Annotated in this window: 12 protein-coding genes and 3 pseudogenes; 9 read left to right on the forward strand and 6 right to left on the reverse strand. The window is 40.7% G+C overall.

The genetic code is table 11. The features are described from left to right. Positions 1-140: 140 nt before the first annotated feature. A complete protein-coding gene (locus C3Y93_RS04535; protein ID WP_104852206.1) occupies positions 141-1,403 on the reverse strand; it encodes an alpha/beta hydrolase in 1,263 nt (420 codons plus the stop codon). Positions 1,404-1,654: 251 nt separating this feature from the next. On the opposite strand from C3Y93_RS04535, the gene C3Y93_RS04540 reads away from it, so the two are divergent. The 3 genes from C3Y93_RS04540 (at position 1,655) to C3Y93_RS04550 (ending at position 3,777) form a co-directional block, all read left to right on the forward strand. Continuing rightward, positions 1,655-2,353 carry an exonuclease domain-containing protein gene (locus C3Y93_RS04540; RefSeq protein ID WP_096902516.1) on the forward strand — a complete coding sequence of 233 codons (699 nt, stop codon included), beginning with the start codon at positions 1,655-1,657 and terminating at the stop codon, positions 2,351-2,353. A gap of 109 nt (positions 2,354-2,462) precedes the next feature. After that, entirely contained in the window at positions 2,463-3,179 is a 717-nt protein-coding gene (locus C3Y93_RS04545; RefSeq protein WP_104852207.1) for a hypothetical protein, read from the forward strand. 229 nt (positions 3,180-3,408) lie between these two features. Next, complete coding sequence (locus C3Y93_RS04550; RefSeq protein ID WP_371971679.1) at positions 3,409-3,777, forward strand: hypothetical protein; 369 nt, start codon at positions 3,409-3,411, stop codon at positions 3,775-3,777. Between the two features lie 114 nt (positions 3,778-3,891). Here C3Y93_RS04550 and C3Y93_RS04555 read toward each other — a convergent pair whose 3' ends face one another. Next, positions 3,892-4,110 carry a hypothetical protein gene (locus tag C3Y93_RS04555; RefSeq protein WP_004972907.1) on the reverse strand — a complete coding sequence of 73 codons (219 nt, stop codon included), beginning with the start codon at positions 4,108-4,110 and terminating at the stop codon, positions 3,892-3,894. A gap of 532 nt (positions 4,111-4,642) precedes the next feature. Beyond that, the gene (locus tag C3Y93_RS04560; RefSeq protein WP_004972905.1) at positions 4,643-4,840 is read right to left on the reverse strand and encodes a hypothetical protein; all 198 of its coding nucleotides are present in this window, start codon (positions 4,838-4,840) and stop codon (positions 4,643-4,645) included. A gap of 493 nt (positions 4,841-5,333) precedes the next feature. Between C3Y93_RS04560 and C3Y93_RS04565 the strand changes: the two genes are divergently transcribed. The 4 genes and pseudogenes from C3Y93_RS04565 to C3Y93_RS04580 form a co-directional block, all read left to right on the forward strand. Beyond that, positions 5,334-6,065: a Fic family protein gene (locus tag C3Y93_RS04565; RefSeq protein ID WP_104852208.1), complete on the forward strand. Its 732-nt coding sequence runs from the start codon at positions 5,334-5,336 to the stop codon at positions 6,063-6,065. A 402-nt stretch (positions 6,066-6,467) separates the two neighbouring features. Continuing rightward, complete coding sequence (gene tnpA, locus C3Y93_RS04570; RefSeq protein ID WP_104852209.1) at positions 6,468-6,896, forward strand: IS66-like element accessory protein TnpA; 429 nt, start codon at positions 6,468-6,470, stop codon at positions 6,894-6,896. Continuing rightward, a complete protein-coding gene (gene tnpB, locus C3Y93_RS04575; protein WP_158660387.1) occupies positions 6,893-7,228 on the forward strand; it encodes an IS66 family insertion sequence element accessory protein TnpB in 336 nt (111 codons plus the stop codon). Before tnpA ends, tnpB begins: the two co-directional genes overlap by 4 nt. Positions 7,229-7,301: 73 nt before the next feature. After that, positions 7,302-8,185 (forward strand): annotated as a pseudogene (locus tag C3Y93_RS04580) (IS66 family transposase); the annotation flags it as partial. Between the two features lie 60 nt (positions 8,186-8,245). Here the strand turns inward: C3Y93_RS04580 and istB are convergent. Next, the gene (gene istB / locus C3Y93_RS04585; RefSeq protein WP_104852211.1) at positions 8,246-9,019 is read right to left on the reverse strand and encodes an IS21-like element ISEc57 family helper ATPase IstB; all 774 of its coding nucleotides are present in this window, start codon (positions 9,017-9,019) and stop codon (positions 8,246-8,248) included. Then, positions 9,019-10,044, reverse strand: coding sequence for an IS21-like element ISEc57 family transposase (istA, locus tag C3Y93_RS04590; RefSeq protein ID WP_104852212.1), 1,026 nt, complete (start codon positions 10,042-10,044; stop codon positions 9,019-9,021). The genes istB and istA overlap by 1 nt, the downstream gene beginning before the upstream one ends. 81 nt (positions 10,045-10,125) lie before the next feature. Here istA and tnpC point away from each other — a divergent pair. Further along, a pseudogene (gene tnpC / locus C3Y93_RS04595) lies at positions 10,126-10,932 on the forward strand (IS66 family transposase); the annotation flags it as partial. A gap of 32 nt (positions 10,933-10,964) precedes the next feature. Then, a pseudogene (locus C3Y93_RS04600) lies at positions 10,965-11,387 on the forward strand (IS982 family transposase); the annotation flags it as partial. Positions 11,388-11,517: 130 nt separating this feature from the next. Here C3Y93_RS04600 and C3Y93_RS04605 read toward each other — a convergent pair. Next, on the reverse strand, positions 11,518-23,304 hold the full coding sequence (locus tag C3Y93_RS04605) for a filamentous hemagglutinin N-terminal domain-containing protein (RefSeq protein WP_104852213.1): 11,787 nt from the start codon (positions 23,302-23,304) through the stop codon (positions 11,518-11,520). Between the last annotated feature and the right edge of the window lie 22 nt (positions 23,305-23,326).

Below are 23,326 nucleotides of genomic sequence, written 5' to 3' on the forward strand. Positions count from 1 at the left end.
CTAAGATTGGCGCGTATTGTAGCATAAAGTTTGCGAACTGAGAGAATGAACTTTGCTCAGTTTTACATAAAAATAGCTCATGTTTCAGATAAAACACGAGCTATTTCAGATCAATTCAATTTATATCGGTATTCAAAGACTTATTGAATAGGCATTAACGATTGCACATCTTTAACAAACTCATCCAGATTATTCACATACACAGAACCATGATCCCATTTTTGCTCTATAGGTAAATCCTGATCAGTGACGTAATGAATTTTTGTTCCTAAGTTATTTGCAGTCTGAACCAAGAGATCGGTTGCTTGTTTCGGTACAGTTGGATCAGCTGTTCCCTGATAAATAAAGATAGGTGTAGTAATTTTAACTTTTAATGGCTGTGAGCCATTTGCTAAAAAATCTTTGACCTCAGGGATGGTCGTCATGAAGTTCGGTTGGGTACGCTGATAACCATCCAATGTTCCATAAGTCTGGGCATACCCTATCATTGGTTGAGCCAACTTTTGACCTAAAGTTTCATAGCAGTCTGTCTCTGCCAAAGCTGCGAGTTGATCTGTTGGTGTTGCAAATATTTCTGAATATTGCAAGGTTGGCGCAGTATTCCTTAGCCCAGCAGTAATTAAAGCAGTAAATGTATCTAAGGGCGCAAGTGTCTGTACTTTCTTTATTAAATCAAGCTCTTGAGCTGCTTTTTGCTCCCCACCCATCAATACCAAACCTAAATTTGATGCAGGTGCGATAGCTATGGCACCCTTATAATTTAACTGCGCACGCGATGCATACTGTGCTGCACCTAAAGCCGCATGTCCACCCTGTGAATGTCCAACTACACTCCATCGCGTTTCTGCAGTATTACCCAAAAGCTTGCTTGCAGCGACAACAGCATCTGTAATCGAATAAGCTGCACTTTTTAAATTCAAGAATGGATGTAATTCTTTACCACTCGGTTCGCCTAAACCTTCGTAGTCGGGTGCAACAACGGCATAACCTGCTGCCAATAGTTTAGCAATGAAGTACTCATTTCCATTTAAACCTTGACGACTTGGTGCACACGCATCTGCCACTCCTGTTGTGCCATGCGCCCAAACTACAAGTGGCCATCCGCCCGCAGGCTTAACTGTTTGAGGGGTAAAAACAAGTGCAGTTGCCTGAGTTTCCTGTCCATTTACCCCTAACATTTTATAAGTCATCAATGTTTTAGAGGCACTTACTGTATCTAAAACATTATTCGCATTGGCACCCTGATCTAAATAAGGCTCTGTTTTCACGACTGGGGCACTAAAATTATATTTCGGAATACCATCCTCAACAACCACAACACTCGTATCGTCATGATCATCATTACAGGCGGTTAAAAACAAACTGCTGCTGGCCAAAGCCACGCTTAACCATATTTTTTTCATTTGCTTACCCTTGTCTTCATATTCTTATTAATTGCATCCTTCGCAATCTTTATTTGTACGCTTTTTTATCGTATCAGGCAAGATTTCAACAATTAATATGCAAGTGTATTTTATTTAAAATTAAACACTTACGGTAAAAATCAGTAAATTGATCACATATACAGCTGTCTATTAAATTTCAATTCAATTTGTCATACGCAGCGGCTAATGTTAGATTGCATTTTTATTGAATGACGCAAGCGAATCAGGACATGCAGGCTATTATTCTCGACACAGAAACCCATACTTTAAATGGACAACCCATTGAGATTGCCTACGCCCCCATTCAAATTCAAGATGGCAAAATCAGTCTAGATAAAAGTAAAATTTTCGATCAGTTGTATCAAGTTGATGAGCCTATTTCATTCGCAGCGATGGCGGTGCATCATATTTTAGAATCGGATTTAATTGATCAACCGCATTACAGTAGTTTTGAATTACCTGCCGAAACCACCTATATCATTGGGCATAATATTGATTACGATATTCGCGCTTTAGAAAAATGTGGTGTGGATACTTCTAAAATTAAAGCCATTTGCACTTTGGCACTTGCACGTCGCGTATGGCCAAACGCCGAAGCACACAATATTTCAGCTTTAATTTATATGATTACCAAAGGCAGCGAAAAAGCGCGTGACATGATTAAAAAAGCGCATCGTGCCGATATGGATATTATTTTAACAGCCAATATTTTGATGCATGAAGTTCATCAACTACAAATTCAAAGTATTGAAGAACTCTACACTGCCTCAGAAGAAGCACGTATTCCACAAATTATCAATTTTGGTAAACATCGTGGTACGGCAATTGCTGACCTTCCTGCCGATTATGTGCAATGGTTATTAAGACAAGAAGATTTAGATCCTTACTTACGCAAGGCGCTCGAAAATACCAGTATTTTGACTTTATAAATGTTTCAAGTGAATCTTATTGCATTTACCTGTCATAAATTATTCATATTATTGTAATTTTCAAAGTCTATGCTTTGCCTTAATTTATTGGGGAAATAAATTAAGGCTCATGTTTAATTATCAAAAAACTCAACTCGGTCTAGATGCATTACAACAGCGCACACGTGATTTAAATGCACGTCAACGTCGTTTATTGGTACTGATTGGTACTGAAGATTTTGATTTACTCGGAGATCAGTTCAAGCAACGTCTTGCACCACCTGAATTGATTGAACAGCTATTAGATATGCACCTGATTGCCCCTGCTGCGCTTGAGCAAGATACATTGCAACAACAAGAGCAAACGACAGACATTTTGCTGCAACAAGCGCCAGTGCCATCATCTACCACTTTGCGCACAGAAATTCATAGCCAACTTGCAAGCAGCACCCCGCAAGCCCATGCTGAGAGTTTGGCAGAACCAATCCGCACCCAACATCTTCAAGTAAATTCAGTTCCTGCATATTTAGAAGCACGTGTTGCAGCTGCCATTAATACAGAACAGCCCGCTGAACAACCTGAACCACAAGCAGAAATACAGCCTGAAATTACTGCCTTGAGTTTTGAAGATGTAAAATTTCTCATGATGGATACTTTACAGCGTCATTGTGGATTAATGGCAAAACAACTGATTCAGCGAATTTTACAAGCGCAGGATATTCGCAGCTTAAAACTCTGCCAAATGCAATGGATTACCTCTTTACAAGAAACTCGTTTGCCGCCAAAAGCACTCAATCAGATTTTGCAGCAAATCAATCACTCCCTACAAAAGCTTAATCCGACTTAAAGCTTAGATTTTTTTACTTAGTTTTAAGTCTTTTTAACAATTAAAACCATGCTCAGGGATATATGGATTAATTTATTTTTATTACTTTTCAACACTTTAAAAACACATATAAATCCACATCTAAACCTTAGATTCATTATCCCTATAAAAGCTAAGACTTTAGCGGCATAGCCCCGACTCATAAAAATCAGCGATATAGTATTTTCCAGAATTGTTGAGGCACAGGGTCATGATGAATCATGCATTTTTTTTAGCGTTTGATGCTTATGACAATCCAATGCAACTCAGTAAAGTTGGCAATTGGGTGATTACCTTTTTAAGCCCAAAAGATCAGGAAAGCCAAATACAGTTAGCGATTACCAATGTGTTGCCGCGTCAAATTTCAGCACATTTACAACCGCGACGCATAGTGATTCAACAAAGTACAGATGCCCAGCTCTGGCAAATCTTGCAAATTGAATGTTTTGATAGTCAAACCAATCAAGAGTTGAGTTTTCAACCCGATGATGACATTGGGCAAGCGGTCATTCAAAAAATTATTCAAGAGTTTGATAAATACGATGTAAATATCCAACTTGTAGAAGATCAGACGGTTTAAAGCGATATGTTTTACACTTAATGAGCACTTTATTTACGTGTGCTTTAAAAATCCTGCGCACAAAAAAGCTCATCGAAATGAGCTTTTCTAAAAATAAAGTAGTCTCACAAATATTTACTCCAACACACGGAAAATACTATCAGACTCGCGGCTTTCAAACAAAAGTTCGATGCTTGGTAAAATCACTTCACCTTCCACAATAATGTGTTCAATTTTGTGAAATAGTGCCAAACCCGCTGCCAATGAAGTTTCTGGGATATTACGTAGCAATGCTTTTGCTTCGTAAATATGGCTAAACTGGTCTTTAACTTTAATATCGATGATTTGCGTCATTGTTGTTCCCTTTTTCTTGACGGAAATTTTTTATACCATAGCTTATAAATTTTTTAAAAAAGTGAGTTGTTAGATTGTTTGACAATGTAGTATTTTTTTAAACTAAATTTAAATTATCTAACAAATTCAAACACATATTTTTTAAAATTTTATTTACAACTTACAAAACCACAGTAAATTTGCTTGTTTTTCATTCTAGCACAGAAAAAACTCGCATTGCTGCGAGTTTTTTTATGTTGGAAGGCTAGTGCTGATTTTATTGTTTGAACAAGAGTTACAAACTCAACGAGCTGTCATTGATCCGTCCAACTGCATCGTAGCGTCTATTACATTGAATGACCTACTGTAGTTTTAATATAGTGAAACTTATTTTTTGCTGCAATAGCCCACTACATTTCAACACATTCACACAGCAAAATTTCAATTGATTTAATTTTCAGTTACGGCATAATTTTATGCGGTTAAAAGCTCCAGCTTTGCGATTAGCTTCTGCATAACTTGGCGATACTTTCAAATAATAAGAAGTCGACGATTATTCAATTAACTCAATTTCATAATCAACATCTTGCAGCATATCTTTATTGTATAGCTTTACCATTGCTGTTGCTTCAGCATAATCGTAGAACAAACCTTCTGCGACGGCTTTACTGCGAAATTCCGTGGTACCAATTTCATTATCATGCGGAACAAAATATAAGTTTTCTGGAATGAGTTTAACGATATAGCCCACGAAGCTGCCCTCAGATTTTTCAGTTTTAAAATATGTGAGTTTTATATGCTGAAAAACGTGATCAGGCTATGGCAAATAAGATCGAATGTTTATCTTAATTTTTTATATACTTTTCAACTATTTTTTATATTACAGTTCAATGCTTATATACTAATTTGGTGCGCTCAGCGCGCACCATAAACAAAAAATATAATATTGATTTTTATAAATAAAAAATTAAACCCAACCAGCTTTTACCGTAAAAAATACCGTAAAAATACTATTCACTTTTCAAATTGATAATTTGAAATTTAGTGATGTAATGTTTGACCTATATCAAATTCAGTATATTGAATCAGTTTGAGATGTTATTCAAATCCTCAATTAGCATTTTAAATGGTATAAGGGTTCTAACATCGTTACAACCCAATCAAAGCTTTATGTTATAACATCATCTTTTTTGTATTTGTTTTTTTCATGTATGATTCAAGAGTACAACTTCAGGGGTTAGGTTATGTTTGAAAATATTGATGCTTTAAAGAAAAAATTAGATGAGCATCGTCCTCTTTCTCCTGCGATTGTAAAAAACCTTCAAGAAGATCTTATTGTCCGTTGGACATATCATTCGAATGCAATTGAAGGCAATACGCTTACATTGCTAGAAACAAAAGTAGTTTTGGAAGGCATAACTGTTGGTGGGAAAGCTTTACGAGAACATTTCGAGGCAATCAATCATAGAAACGCTATCTACTATGTTGAAGATATTATTCGCAAAGAAGAGCCATTTTCTGAATGGCAGATTCGCAATATCCACCAACTTATTCTAAAAAATATTGATGATGATAATGCAGGACGTTATCGCCAACAAAATGTGTTGATTTCAGGTGCTACCACTACTCCACCCGACTATACATTATTAAATGACAAAATGGCTCAGCTAGTCGATTGGTACAATTTGGAGGCATATAAACTTCATCCGATTGAACGGGCTGCTAAAGTGCATGCAGATTTTGTAGGTATTCATCCATTTATTGATGGCAATGGACGTACATCACGTCTTTTGATGAACCTTGAGTTACTCAAAGCTGGATACCCTCCCTGCGTTATTACAGTCGAAAATCGCCTAGCCTACTATGAAGCATTAGATCAATGGATGGCTTATGGAAAAACTGAGCCATTTATTCAGTTGGTTGCCGAAGCTGTACTAGAGGGATTTAAACCATATCATGTTGTTTTAAATTTTTAAACTTCGGTTGTGCTCTACACTACTACTAATATTCACCCATCAATTTTCAGTTTTATTTTTAAAACTATTCACCCTGTGATCCTATATAATAAAAGAGACCGTGGCAAATGCCACGGTCTCTTTTAGTTAACTCAAAAGATTGCCAGCTCTTTCTGCTACATTTCCTCCAGCAATTAAATGCTGATAAAGATGAGCATTATCGTCTGCCCCTTTGATCATTCTATTTTTAGGGGGCATTACCCTAAACAATTTACCATTTTATATACAGAATTAGCCGTGCGATGATCATTAATTCAATATGGTTTAAATCTTAGAATTAGATTAAGCGTCCGCTGAATCCCACTTTTTCTAACTCATTAATACCGCGATAGTGTCCACTAAATTTTAAGTGGACACCTATTTATGGATTTAAAGACAGTTATAGACAGCACACCAACGCTAAAAAAGCCTCGTCGAACCTTCACGGCTGAATTTAAACATCAACTTATTCAGCAATGCCAGCACCCAGATACATCAGTGGCCAAGGTCGCAATGGAACATCAGATCAATGCCAATCTGTTGCATAAATGGATTCATCAATCCAGATCAATACCCCCTGCATTAACAACCCCATCTAGTCCACAGACTGACTTTCTTCCAGTCATGCTTCACCCGACTCCAGCCAAACAAGACGCACCTCCGCTATCTGTGCCGGAGAAGAATACTGTCGCTCATATCAGAATTCCACTGCATCAGAAACAATGTTCTGCAAGAGATCAGGTGATCGAAATCGAATGGCCAGTGGAATCGGCCAAGGAGTTGCTGCTTTTACTTCAGGTCTTGATCAAATGATCCGTATCGATGAAATCTGGCTCTCTACCCAGCCGATGGACATGCGTGCGGGTATGGATACGGCTATGGCGCAGCTCATGAAAGCCTTTGGCTCGATCAAACCGCATTGCGCCTACCTGTTCTGTAATAAACGTGGCCATCGTATGAAAGTACTGGTGCATGATGGACTGGGCATCTGGCTGTGTGCCCGGCGGCTGGAACAGGGAAAATTCCACTGGGCTCAAGTTCACCAGGGTGAAAGCGTAGCTCTCAACCCGGAACAGTTACAGGCATTAATTCAGGGTTTGCCTTGGCAGCGCATTGGACGACAGCAGGTGGTCACGATGCTCTAAACCAAGTCGGCTATTCTGCCATCCTCCAAACGTTCTATTTCATTCTTCTCATGACCTCAGGCATACTGCGGTCATGAATACGTTGCCTGACTTAAGCCAACTGACCCATGAACAACTGCTGGAATTCACCCGACAGTTGGCGATGCAGCATCAACAACTCGCAGAAGATAAACAACAATTAGATGCTCAAGTTCAACATCTGGAAGTATCAAATCAACAATTAGATGCCAAAGTTCAACATCTTGAAGTCACCAATCAGCAATTAGATTCTAAAGTTCAGCATCTTTCTATTCTCAATCAAAAATACGAGCATGAACTGGCGCTGTTTAAAAATCATAAATTCGGCAGTAAAAACGAACATCTTACCGCAAAACAAATCCATCTATGGGACGAAGCGGTCGAAGAAGATATCGCAGCCGTTGATCTAGAATTAGAACGATTAAATGTAGATAAAACCGATGCAGCGACACACAAAGCCACAGTCAACAAACCTAAACGTCGACTGCTGCCAGATCATCTACACACCATCCGTATTGAGCATGAACCTGCATCAACCCAATGCAGTTGTGGCTGCCAGTTACGTCGTATCGGCGAAGATATCAGTGAAAAACTGCATTTCAGACCGGCACAGTTCTACAAGGAACAGCATGTCCGTGGCAAATGGGTCTGTGATCAGTGCGACACTCTGACTCAGCAAGCGATGCCTGCCTATGTGATTGATAAAGGCATTGCTTCACCGAATTGCTCAGCCATGTGCTGGTATCGAAGTATGCCGATCATTTGCCGCTGTACCGTCAGCGCCTGATCTATCAGCGGGCGGGCATTGATCTGTCCAGATCTACTTTATCTGACTGGATTGGTCGCTGCGGTGTGGAACTGGAACTTCTGGCCAATGCCTTAAAACAGGTGGTGCTGCAACAGCGGGTGATCCATGCCGATGAAATGTCAACGGCAATTTAAAACTGACCCCTTTTACCTTAAAAACAGCAAAGTAAAATTGACCCCTTTGATGATTTATTAAGACTCAATTTGTGGTTGAATTCCTACTCTCTTTTTATCTTTTAGACGATAACTTTCCCCAGATATTTGTACAACATGACAATGATGTAATAAACGATCCAACATTGCTGCTGTCAAAGTAACATCATCTGCGAATGATTTAGACCACTGGCTAAATGGTAAATTACTGGTCAAAATCGTACTGCCTTTTTCATAGCGCTTGGCAATAACATTAAAAAATAAATTTGCTTCTTCACGACCAAATGGTAAATATCCTATTTCATCGATAATCAATAACTTTGGAGCAAGTACAACACGTTGCATGTAGTTTTTTAATTTACCTTGTTGATAAGCTAGGCTAAGTTGCAACATTAAATCAGCTGCAGTAATAAACTTAGTCTTAATATTATTCATAATTGCCTTATAGCCTAAAGCCATTGATAGATGTGTTTTCCCAACACCACTTGCACCAATAAATACAACATTTTCAGCTCTTGGAATAAAGCTTAAATTAAATAGTTCAAGCAACTGCGACTTTGGAGCACCTAAAGCATAATTAAAATCATAAGCCTCCAACGTTTTGATTTGAGTAAGACCTGAAAGTTGTAAAAGAATCTGTTGACTACGTTGCTGCTTGGCTGTGTATTCATGTAATAGCATAGCTTCAACGAAATCTGCATAACTGCTATCCTTTGCTAAGGTTTGTTGTGCATGATGTGACCATTGTGATGCCACTGTTTGTAGACCAAGCTGACGGCAAAGCTGTTCAATACGCTCATACTGTAAATTCATTAAGAAACCTCCAGTAATTCATCATAGATTGATAAGGGGTGTTGAACACTCTCATGAGGTATGAGTGATGATGGGCTAACATCATCAATTACAGATTTTTTAGAACCATCATTAAATAAAGGTAATGAAGAAAAATATTGTTGTTCTTCAAGCAAACGAGTACTTGGTTTTTCTTTAGTTGTTGCATGAATGCGTTGATTTGCTGTTTCACTAAGCCATCGACCAATATAGGCATTTGCCATATCAACATCTAAGCTAAGGTCAACCACCTTTAAACTTGCTTTTAATGGCACGATAAAACTTGATTTCAAATAACTATTAAAGCGTTCTACTTTACCTTTTGTTTGCGCACGATATGGCTTACAAACACGTGGTCGGAAGTTATATTTCTTAGCACAATCAAGTAATTTAGCATTCCAGCGATGTTGACCATCTTGATAAGCATCACGTTCAATGATAATGGCCTTAGCATTATCAAATAATACATCTTTAGGAACACCACCAAAGAACTGAAAAGCACTTTCTAAGCCATCAATCCATGCATCAGAACGTTCATGATCATAAAACTTAACAAAGGTTGCTCTAGAGTATCCCAAAGTTGCAACAAATGCTTTTAATGTGGTGTGATGACGTCGAATTGTTGTGAAATCAACCTGCATTTGTTGACCTGGTTGAGTCTCAAATCGCTTAATCGGCTCTGGTTGTTTAGTTGGCTTTAATGTATTGAGATAATTTTGTAGAGTTCTAATTTTCCCCGTGTAGCCTTTTTGCAAGATTTCTTGATACAACACTACAGCCGGTATCCATTCTGGATCGGCGGCATTTACACGTTTGATTAAATACGGTTTATAAGGCTCAAGAATACTCACTTTAGATTGTGTTCGTTGATATTTAGGTGTTACTTGAGATCGTAAATATTTACGCACAGTATTTCTAGAAATACCGAGTTCGCTGCTAATTGCCTTAATAGATTGACCTTGTTGATGAAGTATTTGGATTGTCACTGCTTGCTCCAAAGTTAACATGTTGAGCAGTCCAAAAAGACCACTATATTAACCAAGGGGGTCAATTTTCAAATGCTGTTGGGGGGTCATTTTTACATTGCCGCTAACAAAACGCCGGTCACCATCATGCGGATGGGTGATGATGAGAAAAAACCGAAGAAAGGTTATGTCTGGGCCTATGCCACCACACAGTACAATCCAGTTCAAGCGGTGATCTATGACTTTCAGGATAGCCGTTCAGGTCAGCATGCTGAAGAGTTCCTGAATGGCTGGCAGGGCCATCTGGTCTGTGATGATTACAGTGGTTATAAAGCACGCTTTAAATCAGGCCAGGTCATTGAGGTGGGCTGCATGGCCCATGCACGTCGTAAATTCCATGAACTGCATGTAACTGGGAAAAGTCAGGTCGCTGAACAGGCATTAGTGCTGATTCAGAAACTGTATGCGATAGAAGCAGAACTCAGGAAAAAGACCGATGGTACAGCAGAACAGCGCCGCGAATATCGGCAAAAGCATAGTCAACCGGTGATGCAACAACTGTATGAATGGCTCAACCAACATTATCTGACGGTGCCATCGAGTTCTCCAACTGCCAAGGCGATCAATTACAGCCTAAAACGTTGGCAGGCACTCTGCCGCTATCTGGATGATGGTAATTTGCCTATAGATAATAACTGGATTGAAAATCAGATGCGCCCCTGGGCGTTGGGACGTAAGAACTGGCTGTTTGCTGGCTCGCTGCGCAGCGGCCAACGAGCTGCCAATATCATGACTTTAATCCAGTCAGCAAAGCTGAATGGACTGGATCCGTATGCCTATTTAAGTGATGTGCTGAAAAGGCTGCCGACGCATAAAGTGACCCAAATAGAAGAATTACTGCCACACCGCTGGAAATCCGACCAAAATTAAAAAATAGGCATGGGGTTCAGCGGACGCTTACTTTTAAATTACATCTCGTTATCAATAATTTAGGTGAAATTATTAATCTCAAACTGACATCGGGAAATGTTCATGATGTTGCTATATTAGAATCTTTAACTCAAGAATTAAAAGGAATCCTACTCGGAGACGAAGGCTATTTGAGCAAAGCAAAAGCCGAAGCTTTAGCTGCAAGAGGACTGAAAATATTGACCCCATCACGTCGGAATATGAAAAATAAACCCATCCAAACTGAAGAAGAAAAACAATTGCTTTGCAGAAGAGGATTGATCGAAACCGTGAATGATCAATTAAAAAATTTACATCAACTTGAACATTCACGTCATCGTTCGGTAAATAACTTCATGGTGAATATCATGGCTGCTGTAGTAGCTTATTGTTTGAATCCCAATAAGCCAACTTTCCAAAATATGCTAAAAGGCTAAGCAGATTTCGTCGAACTCAGGTTAATTAGATCTATCAAAAAAGCAAAAATCGAGCTAATGACTTAACTCGATTTTTAATCATAAAAAATCAACTTATCGTTAATATAGTACAAAAACTTTATAATTTAAATTATTTAATCAAATCAGTGTTAACCAATTTCACTAAGTCATTCAAATCTACATCCACATTCGGTGCGTTAAAAATAGAACTATATTGTTGCTGCATAAATAAATCTGACATAAATTTACGGCTATTAGATAGACTTCCTCCAATAACTTGATAATTTAGTCGAATCAATACAGATTCAAGAAGTTTCTCTGCAATCAATTGTTCGGTTAAATTACGATCAAGTTCTGGTGATTTAATATCGATCAACGACCCTTCCAGATTGGTCGCATTCGCTATTTTATCCTCAATCTTTTGAGCAGAAACCTTAACTGATCCTCCGAATTCAGTCGCCTGTAAATAACTTAGACCTAAATTATTACCAGCACTATAATTGATCGTGCCTGAGCCAGTAGTAGCTCTAACACCATCTGTATGGTCTGCATTTGTCAACATGTTAATGTTGGCATCACTTTGAACATTAATGTTGCCTTGCGCATGTGTCGTGATATTTGCATTTTGATTAATATCACCTTGTGCAGACACATTAATATTGCCATTATTCACGTGCTCAATCGCGTTTTGAATGTTTAGTCGACCAGCAGTTCGAACAGAAATATCACCTGTTTGTGCACTTAATGCCGGTTGTCCAGCAGCAGAAATCAGGTTTAAGTCACTCGAATTTAATTTGTTGAAATAAATTCCACCAGTTTGAGTTTGCGCTGTAAGGTTATTGACATCAATCTCGATATTGTTACTTGCAAGACCTATACCTGTATTCGCTGTCGCAGTCAGAGATTGCCCAATAATATTGATAACAGGAAGGTTATCATCAGAGTATGCATCTCTGATTGCTCCCTGCGTCGCTTTCACATTGACTTGTCCTAAATGCGTCGCTGTTGTGGTATTCGATGTATCAGCTGCCTGAATGACCCCCAGACCGATATCACCAGCGTCACTGCTTAATTGAATATTACCCTTAAGTGTCTTCGCATCTACGCGGCTCAAACCATCTACTTCACGTACTGTAATATCACCTTGAGTAGTTGCAACATTCAAACGATCTACAAGGGTATTTAAATTGCTAATCGAACCTTGTGCATTTACTGTCGCCTGATTGGCTTTTAATAATGCAGCGTTGGCTCCAACAAGACCGCCATTAGTAATATTTAATTTAATCTCAGCTGGCGTAATCACATCTTTTAATGTGAGATTACCGTGCTGATTCAAATAAATACCCTTCGAAGATGAAGATGCTGCTAAGTCATTAATTTGAGTCGATATAGCTTGATTAGATGAGCCTATTCCAGTTGCAGCATTTAAAGTGAGATATTTAGCTACAATATTGTGATCAGCCTGACTGCTGCCTGAACGCTGAATATCTGCTTTCTCTGAATTTAACTGAACTTGTCCAGCCAGTGCACCTGCTACACTGATCTGATCAACAGTAATCACATCCTGAGCTTTAACATTGATATTACCGTTTGAAGTCACCAAGCGAGTTAGGTTAATACCATCCTGTTCATTCAGTGTAATGTTTCCAGCATTTTTCAAACCGATGTTAGCATCATTCACTTGGGTTTTCAGAGCTACTAACTGATCTGCCGAAACAATTAAGTGATCAGCTTTGATTAGACCTGCTGCTTCCGTTACTGTTGACGGTACGGTAGTCGTAAATTGACCATTTGTATTAACAGTCAAATCACCTTGCAGATTAAGGTCTCTCGCCGAAACATTTCCACCAGAATTTAGGTTGAAGTGACCACGTTGAGTATTAATCTGAGCCAGTTCCAGACCATCTTGCTCATCAATATATATGTTCGACAAATCTGCTGGGTTAGTGCTAGTAGTTTTGGCAAACAAACGATTAATCTTAGTTTTTAATGGCGAGATTAAGCTACCTACGTTGTTTTTCGCTGATAAAATTAAATCACCAGTACTGACATTTGTCTGCACTGGTGCAGCACTTGTCTGTACTGTAATACTACCATTCTCTGAATTCAAACTAGCTTGGTGATTATTTAGCGTACTTAACTCATTGATAATAATATCTTGATTCGCCTGGTACTTGATATCTCCTGCTTTTGCTACAGAGGTTGATGTATTTGCAGCCATCGTTATACCGCCAGCTTTGGCTGTATAGCTGATGTTGCCCACTTCAGTCGTGGTATTGGCATTCTGTACAAGATCACCTGCTGTGGTGCTATAGGTAATCTCGCCCTGGCCTGTGCTACTTACTGCCGCATTCTGCTCAATCCCCGTAGCTGCAGTCAGGGTGATATCACCTCTGACCTCTGTATTGCCCACTGCGCTGATCGGTGCATCAGATTCAGTCGTGATACTGCCAGTTCTTGCAGTCAACTGGACCTGACCCAGATTGGTGCCAATGGCATTACCCGCATTGATGCTGTTTTCAGCAGTAAAGTTTACATTGCCTTTTGAGGTTTGAACGATCTGGCTCTCAATGTCCTGACCCGCTGTATAAAGGATATCACCCTGACCGGTAGAGGTCTTTTGGGTTTCCGTCATGCGGATATTACCAGCAGTCGCGGTATAGCCGATGTTGCCCACTTCAGTCGTGGTATTGGCATTCTGTACAAGATCACCTGCTGTGGTGCTATAGGTAATCTCACCCTGGCCTGTGCTACTTACTGCCGCATTCTGCTCAATCCCCGTAGCTGCAGTCAGGGTGATATCACCTCTGACCTCTGTATTGCCCACTGCGCTGATCGGTGCATCAGATTCAGTCGTGATACTGCCAGTTCTTGCAGTCAACTGGACCTGACCCAGATTGGTGCCAATGGCATTACCCGCATTGATGCTGTTTTCAGCAGTAAAGTTTACATTGCCTTTTGAGGTTTGAACGATCTGGCTCTCAATGTCCTGACCCGCTGTATAAAGGATATCACCCTGACCGGTAGAGGTCTTTTGGGTTTCCGTCATGCGGATATTACCAGCAGTCGCGGTATAGCCGATGTTGCCCACTTCAGTCGTGGTATTGGCATTCTGTACAAGATCACCTGCTGTGGTGCTATAGGTAATCTCGCCCTGGCCTGTGCTACTTACTGCCGCATTCTGCTCAATCCCTGTAGCTGCAGTCAGGGTGATATCACCTCTGACCTCTGTATTGCCCACTGCGCTGATCGGTGCATCAGATTCAGTCGTGATACTGCCAGTTCTTGCAGTCAACTGGACCTGACCCAGATTGGTGCCAATGGCATTACCCGCATTGATGCTGTTTTCAGCAGTAAAGTTTACATTGCCTTTTGAGGTTTGAACGATCTGGCTCTCAATGTCCTGACCCGCTGTATAAAGGATATCACCCTGACCGGTAGAGGTCTTTTGGGTTTCCGTCATGCGGATATTACCAGCAGTCGCGGTATAGCCGATGTTGCCCACTTCAGTCGTGGTATTGGCATTCTGTACAAGATCACCTGCTGTGGTGCTATAGGTAATCTCGCCCTGGCCTGTGCTACTTACTGCCGCATTCTGCTCAATCCCCGTAGCTGCAGTCAGGGTGATATCACCTCTGACCTCTGTATTGCCCACTGCGCTGATCGGTGCATCAGATTCAGTCGTGATACTGCCAGTTCTTGCAGTCAACTGGACCTGACCCAGATTGGTGCCAATGGCATTACCCGCATTGATGCTGTTTTCAGCAGTAAAGTTTACATTGCCTTTTGAGGTTTGAACGATCTGGCTCTCAATGTCCTGACCCGCTGTATAAAGGATATCACCCTGACCGGTAGAGGTCTTTTGGGTTTCCGTCATGCGGATATTACCAGCAGTCGCGGTATAGCCGATGTTGCCCACTTCAGTCGTGGTATTGGCATTCTGTACAAGATCACCTGCTGTGGTGCTATAGGTAATCTCGCCCTGGCCTGTGCTACTTACTGCCGCATTCTGCTCAATCCCCGTAGCTGCAGTCAGGGTGATATCACCTCTGACCTCTGTATTGCCCACTGCGCTGATCGGTGCATCAGATTCAGTCGTGATACTGCCAGTTCTTGCAGTCAACTGGACCTGACCCAGATTGGTGCCAATGGCATTACCCGCATTGATGCTGTTTTCAGCAGTAAAGTTTACATTGCCTTTTGAGGTTTGAACGATCTGGCTCTCAATGTCCTGACCCGCTGTATAAAGGATATCACCCTGACCGGTAGAGGTCTTTTGGGTTTCCGTCATGCGGATATTACCAGCAGTCGCGGTATAGCCGATGTTGCCCACTTCAGTCGTGGTATTGGCATTCTGTACAAGATCACCTGCTGTGGTGCTATAGGTAATCTCGCCCTGGCCTGTGCTACTTACTGCCGCATTCTGCTCAATCCCCGTAGCTGCAGTCAGGGTGATATCACCTCTGACCTCTGTATTGCCCACTGCGCTGATCGGTGCATCAGATTCAGTCGTGATACTGCCAGTTCTTGCAGTCAACTGGACCTGACCCAGATTGGTGCCAATGGCATTACCCGCATTGATGCTGTTTTCAGCAGTAAAGTTTACATTGCCTTTTGAGGTTTGAACGATCTGGCTCTCAATGTCCTGACCCGCTGTATAAAGGATATCACCCTGACCGGTAGAGGTCTTTTGGGTTTCCGTCATGCGGATATTACCAGCAGTCGCGGTATAGCCGATGTTGCCCACTTCAGTCGTGGTATTGGCATTCTGTACAAGATCACCTGCTGTGGTGCTATAGGTAATCTCACCCTGGCCTGTGCTACTTACTGCCGCATTCTGCTCAATCCCTGTAGCTGCAGTCAGGGTGATATCACCTCTGACCTCTGTATTGCCCACTGCGCTGATCGGTGCATCAGATTCAGTCGTGATACTGCCAGTTCTTGCAGTCAACTGGACCTGACCCAGATTGGTGCCAATGGCATTACCCGCATTGATGCTGTTTTCAGCAGTAAAGTTTACATTGCCTTTTGAGGTTTGAACGATCTGGCTCTCAATGTCCTGACCCGCTGTATAAAGGATATCACCCTGACCGGTAGAGGTCTTTTGGGTTTCCGTCATGCGGATATTACCAGCAGTCGCGGTATAGCCGATGTTGCCCACTTCAGTCGTGGTATTGGCATTCTGTACAAGATCACCTGCTGTGGTGCTATAGGTAATCTCACCCTGGCCTGTGCTACTTACTGCCGCATTCTGCTCAATCCCCGTAGCTGCAGTCAGGGTGATATCACCTCTGACCTCTGTATTGCCCACTGCGCTGATCGGTGCATCAGATTCAGTCGTGATACTGCCAGTTCTTGCAGTCAACTGGACCTGACCCAGATTGGTGCCAATGGCATTACCCGCATTGATGCTGTTTTCAGCAGTAAAGTTTACATTGCCTTTTGAGGTTTGAACGATCTGGCTCTCAATGTCCTGACCCGCTGTATAAAGGATATCACCCTGACCGGTAGAGGTCTTTTGGGTTTCCGTCATGCGGATATTACCAGCAGTCGCGGTATAGCCGATGTTGCCCACTTCAGTCGTGGTATTGGCATTCTGTACAAGATCACCTGCTGTGGTGCTATAGGTAATCTCACCCTGGCCTGTGCTACTTACTGCCGCATTCTGCTCAATCCCTGTAGCTGCAGTCAGGGTGATATCACCTCTGACCTCTGTATTGCCCACTGCGCTGATCGGTGCATCAGATTCAGTCGTGATACTGCCAGTTACAGCTTGGACGTCAATAGAACCCGCAGATGTTTTAAGCTCTTGTCCAATGTTTACATTATTTTGAGCAAGAAAGCGAACATTACCGTTAAAGGTAGAAACCTGATTCACTTGTTGTAATGAACCGTTTGCAACAGTTATTTCAATATTTCCTGAATCAGAAACTCTGAGGCCATTTAAATCATCTAAACCTAACCCTGGAGTAACATTATCAATCTGAAGATCACCAGTATGATCGGTGAGATAAATTCCACCTGTCTGAGTTTCAGCTTCTAATTGATCCACTTCAACATGAAGGTTATTATCTCTTGTTCCTACACCACTTTCAGCTTTAAGAGCTAAATTATTCGCTACGATATTTGATTGAATTGGCGCGACATAAGGCGTATTTATATTATTAAGACTTAAATTTAATGGCTGTAGTAATGTTAAATTATTACGAATTGCACCTTGTTTAGCAAATAACGTCACTGTCGTTGGCTGGCTGGCATCAGTCTTAGTCACAATACGACCAATATTCAGATCGCCTGTTAAACTTTGTAAAGTAACATCAGCCGTTGTTTGAATTTTTTCAACATTTAAATCATCAGTATCTGTAACATTGACTACACCTTGTGCAGTGATGTCTAACGTATCTACTTTTGTATCCAATGGACGATTTGATGTGGACTGATTTGGATCACCACCAACATCTGCACCTGCTTGAATCGTTAATTTTTTACCTTCAATAAAGGTTAAATCATTACCATCATCACGAACGTAGCTGTCATTACGTGCCTTTAAGAAAATATTTCCTGTTTCATTATCATTTAAAGCACCATCTGCTTTAATCTTTTCGACAACTAAATTTGACCCCAGAATATCAATGTTACCATTACCAGCATTTACATCATGAATATTCAAATCATCTAGTTCACGAACTTTAATATCGCCTTGACCTGTTGCATCAGTTTTCGCTATCAGACCATCAACTTGTGTATCAACATTAATAGCGTTATGTGCATTAGCAATTAATTGACTGCTTTGGACATTAAGACTCGATAAATTATCATCAACAATTGAACCTTTAGCACTGGTCAATTGTATAGTATTGGCACTACTTAAATTGGTATCTTTGATTAACTGCTTAAGAACTAGATCACCTTCAGTTTTGAGGTTAATATCGCCCTCACCCGATACACCAACGATTGTTCCTATAGTCGTGATATTGAGAGAATTGTCACTGCTATTATAGATATTGACACCTTTGCCACCATCTACACTTAAATTTTGTACTTCAGTGTTAATAACACTGTTTAATCCAACACCATTTTGAGCCTTGATCGACAGATCATCAGCTACAAATATTCCAGTTGTATTGACTGGTGAGCCTTCCAAAGCCCCTTTGGTTTCAATTGAAATCAAGCCACGGTTAATATTTGATGGATTACTTATGTCAGAACTGACTTCTACACGACCGACCTGAGCAACATCCCCCTCTGTTTTGACAATCAGATCTTCACCTGCTTTAAGTTTGATATTTCCTAAACCGATATTGCCAGTTGAATCCAAATAAACACTGGTATTAACTGTACCACCATCATTAATATCCAAGCGGTTTGCAGTAATACCTAATGGTTTGGTTGTACTACTGTCAATATCTTTGTTTAGCTCATATGCTGTAATCGCTTGTCGGCGAATCTGCAAACTTGCATCTCTGGCATGAGTCGATTTGGTTAAATCATCTGTAGTGATTGCAAGATTAGCTTCAGATGATTCACGGTATATTTGCGCAAGACTAAGATCTGACTGTGCGGATTGGACATTGGCATTATATTCAGCCAATTGATTTCTGAGTTCTTCAACATCAGCTTCTTTTGGACCTAAATAACGTTTATCAAACTCATCTGCTGCCAATTCAGCAGTAGCAGCTGCAATTTCTAAAGCTTTTGCTGTCGCTTCTGAACCACCATCACCAGTAAACGGAATGGCTTGTGCAATAGCAGCAGGTAATCCAACAGCATCTGCGACAATCTTGGCAACGTTATATGCTGTCATCAAGTTATCATAAATCGTACGAATAGCATCCGCTTCAGCACTTTGCGTATCATAGTCATTCTGTGTACTTTGTTGGACAGCCTCTGCCAATTTTAATATGGTTTGAGCGAGTTGCTCTGCACGTTTGTCACTGTTTAAGCTTTGTTCATTATTTTTCTTTAATGTGGTTAATGAACTGACCAACGCTTCTTTGGCAGCAAGCTCACTGATAGCTGTTTCACGGTTAATTAATGCTGTGTTCTGATCAGGTGTTTTTGCTGATAAACTCACCACATTACCGCGAATATTTTGTGCTATGCCATTACCATCAACGATAATACCATTATGAGAGATGACCGTGACATTACCCTGAGTTCCAGCATCTAACATACCAATAGTAATGTTACTTGCAGCCTCAAGTTTGATGTTCCCGCCATTATTAGTGGTCAGGTTACCTGCTACGATGGCACCATTGTAACCTTTATCAGAACTTACATAATTAGCAACAAAAGTAATGTTTCCTCCGCCACCCAATGACAGCGTATCGTTTTGATTAAGGAATACAATATTACCACCTGTTGCATTTAAGCTAAGTGTTCCACCATTTTGCAGATTAATGACACGACCGCCATTATCTAAAATGATAATATCAGAGGCTGAAATTGAGACAGATTTATTACTGAGTGTACTTTCATCTAGCGCAATTGCACTTGCGTTGCTCGCCTTAACTGAACCAGTTCCACCTGCTGCCGCGACATAGCTGACATCGAGTGCCAAATCACCCTGTGTACCAATACCAGAAGCTGCATTCAACTCTAGTGACTTGGCTTTGACATTTGGTGATGTTTCACCAGGTGTGCGGGCATCCTCGATTTTTCCGCCACTCTTTAAACTAACTGAATTACCACGTGACTCAACTACACCGAGATTAAGGTCTTTATCAGTTTCAATATTAATGTTACTACCAGAACCTGAAGCAACAGCGCGAACTAGACTAAAACCGGTACCGTTACTATTTACTGCGTAGATACCACCTGAATTGGTATCGATTAATAGTTTTTGGACTTTGAGTTCCAGCTTGTTACTTTCTGTACCCATGGATTTTGCAGCATAGCGCAGCCCCTCAGCACTATTTACCACAAAGTTGACGATATCACCGTTGGCATCTGTACCTTCTCCACTAAGACTAATCACCATTTTGCCTGTAGAAGATAAGGTGCCAAATGCCACATTGCCCGTATTGCTAATGTTCATATCACCGGCAGCGGTTGCATTCAAACCTGTACCGGTAATATTGCCAGTATTGCTGTAGTTAATTGAACCTGATGTTGCATTCAACTGAACGTTATCCCCTTGAATTTTGGTATCAAAGGCATTTTCTTCCGAACCGATTGATATCCCTTTTGCATCAAGCGCATTACCTTGAATAATGGCATTAGCGCTATCATTCAACGTACCGTTATTGGCATGCAGGATAACTTTTCCACTACCTTGTGCTGCATTTACCAGTAGATTACCACTTTGCTCAACACTGATCTGAGCATTATTTCCTAGGGCTTTGGCATTTACCTGCAAGTCTGAAGAATCATTGCTGATCTGGATATTGCCTTTAGTAGTTTTTAAAGTTGTCTTGCTGGTTTTGGTTTGTAAAGGTTGATCAACACCGATACCAGTGCCTGCGGTAATGTTGATTTCTTTTGCAATGGCTGGGTTGGTTCCTGTCTGGTTAACGTAACCAGTTGCGGAGAGTGTAAGCGTTTGATCTGTACCTAGACTTAGGCCATCAAGTAGAATATTTTGAGTGGCAGCGATGCTGCTATCATTGGTAAAGTTAAGAGATTCACTCAAACCACCTACCAAATTGAGTTTTCCAGTTACAGCATCAAAAGTTAACTGTCCATTATTTATAAATTTAAATGTTGCATTGGTACCGCGCACATTTGCTTTAAGGCTTTTTAAAGCTAAAGCATTGTCAATGTGCGATCCTGTTGCACTATTGGTACTAGTATTTGTTAAGTCAATCCGTTCTACAGACGTTTTCAGATTTTTATTATTGGTTCCAATTGAACCTGCCGCAGATAAAGTTAATTCACCTGCCTGTAAATTAACCAATGGCGAATTGTTGATTGCAGCAAGAATCGATCCTTTTTTGCTTGTCACATTAATATTAGTAGAACTCGTAACCGAGTTTACTGTTTTTTGATTTTGTGTCTCAAGTTTTCCTAAAACCAGATCACCACTTTCAGCACTCAAACCAATATCTTTCGTCGCAACAATATCAGCTCGTTTTAAGCCATTTTGCTCAGATAAGAATACACCACCATCTGTAGTCGTTACATTTACCGTTTCAGCATTGGTCTGTAATGCCTGACTCATTAAACCAATATCCCCCACAGCTGTTGCGCTAAATTTTACTGCGGTAAGTGTTGGGAATATAGTTGCTCCATTGATTGAACGACCGACTGTCTGGATTCCCCCTCCTGCAAGAAGCGTTAAATCACGTGTTGCATTGATCGAATCTGTGACTGCTAGTGTTCCAGTAGTTGCAATTGAAATATCTTTTGTACCCGCAGACCCATCGCTAAAACGGATATTGCCATTTCCATCATCAATTGCCTGAACCAGAATATTATTAACTGTTTGTTCAGTCTTGATATTACCAAGAATTAGAGCCAAAGGTGTAGTAGGCGAACTAAAGCTCGCATTTGAAATATTAATTCCACCATTTTTTGCATAGGCACTTAAAACACTGGTTTCAAGTCTCAATGGATTTGAACTTAGACCAATATTCCCTTCTTCTGTTAACGAGTTGCTTCCTGCTGTTAAGTTAAAGGAAAAAGCACGGCGTACATCAGTGGCGTTATTACTTGCTTCAATCGCTCCACCGACTGCATTGGCAATTACGGATGTTTTAAAGTTGGCATTTGGATCTGGAAGGTTTGCACCAGTATCAATGGTTCCGAGCTTGACACCACCTGAGGTGTCTTTTAGATAAATATTACCTTTATTGGTTTGAGCATTTACCAGATCTGCATCAAAACTGACAGGAGTTGTGTCTGTACCATCATTAACACCAAATACTCCACCAATTCCCGCTTCTGCTTTAGTGGTTTTCAGGTTGAGTGTGTTAGCAGCTGTCTTACTGCTATCATTGGTTGAAATTGATTCAGCAGCTGTCAGATTAATCACAGAGGTCTTAAAGTCAGAAGTGCTGTTTGCATCTTTAAGTAATTGACCACTTTGCTGGATTTTAGCCCCTGAAAGATCAATCAGGCTGGTAGCTTCTACTACACCACTATTATTCACTACTGTACTTTCAAGCGCTGCAGATTGAGACGCTGTCATGAATACGCTTTCTGCCTGAATAGTTCCCGTCTGGCTATTTTTGACAGAATTGACTGTGGTGGTTGAGTTCGATTGCGTGATGTTATTAATTTGAAAGCCAACCAAATTGGTTGAGTCAAATTTGACATCAAACTTGTCGCCAGCCCCCAATACCACCTTACCAACACGACTGGCGACAGCCGTTCCAGTGATTGTTCCTTGGTTGTCAACTTCAGGAGCAATCAGGTAAACTGCACCACCCGCCTTGATTTCACCCATATTTTTAATGCTGCTTGCTGAATTGCTTGCACCTGCAAACCCTACAGTATTGTTATTCATAAAGGTGGCATCATCAACATTCAATGTGGTTGCAAGCAAGCCGTTGACATTGACCTGAGCTCCATTATTAAAAACAATTCCTGCTGGGTTGATCAGGAACAGATTTCCATTCGCATTTAGAGCACCAGAAATTTGAGTAGCAGCATTCCCTCCAATTCGATTCAATGTAACTGAATTATTGCCAGCAGTTTGAATGAATTTCACTAGTTCGCTTTGATTAATATCAAAATTGTTCCAGTTAATGATGGCACGGCCCGCAGATTGTGTAATTTGTAATGTATTTGCAGTATTTCGATCAAAACTTAATGTGCCACCACCATTACTAATCACTTGCTCGCCTGTTGGTAATGCAAGTGCCAATGATGAATAACATGCACTGACCAAACTTGTCAGCGCAGCACCTTTGAGTTTTTTACTGCGTGAACGCATGGTTTTTTTTGCCATTTCGGCTGATTGATCTGTATTTGACATCGTATAGTCCCTCAATTTTTTT

The sequence above is a fragment of the Acinetobacter sp. SWBY1 genome, assembly GCF_002946595.1.
Taxonomy (GTDB): domain Bacteria; phylum Pseudomonadota; class Gammaproteobacteria; order Pseudomonadales; family Moraxellaceae; genus Acinetobacter; species Acinetobacter towneri.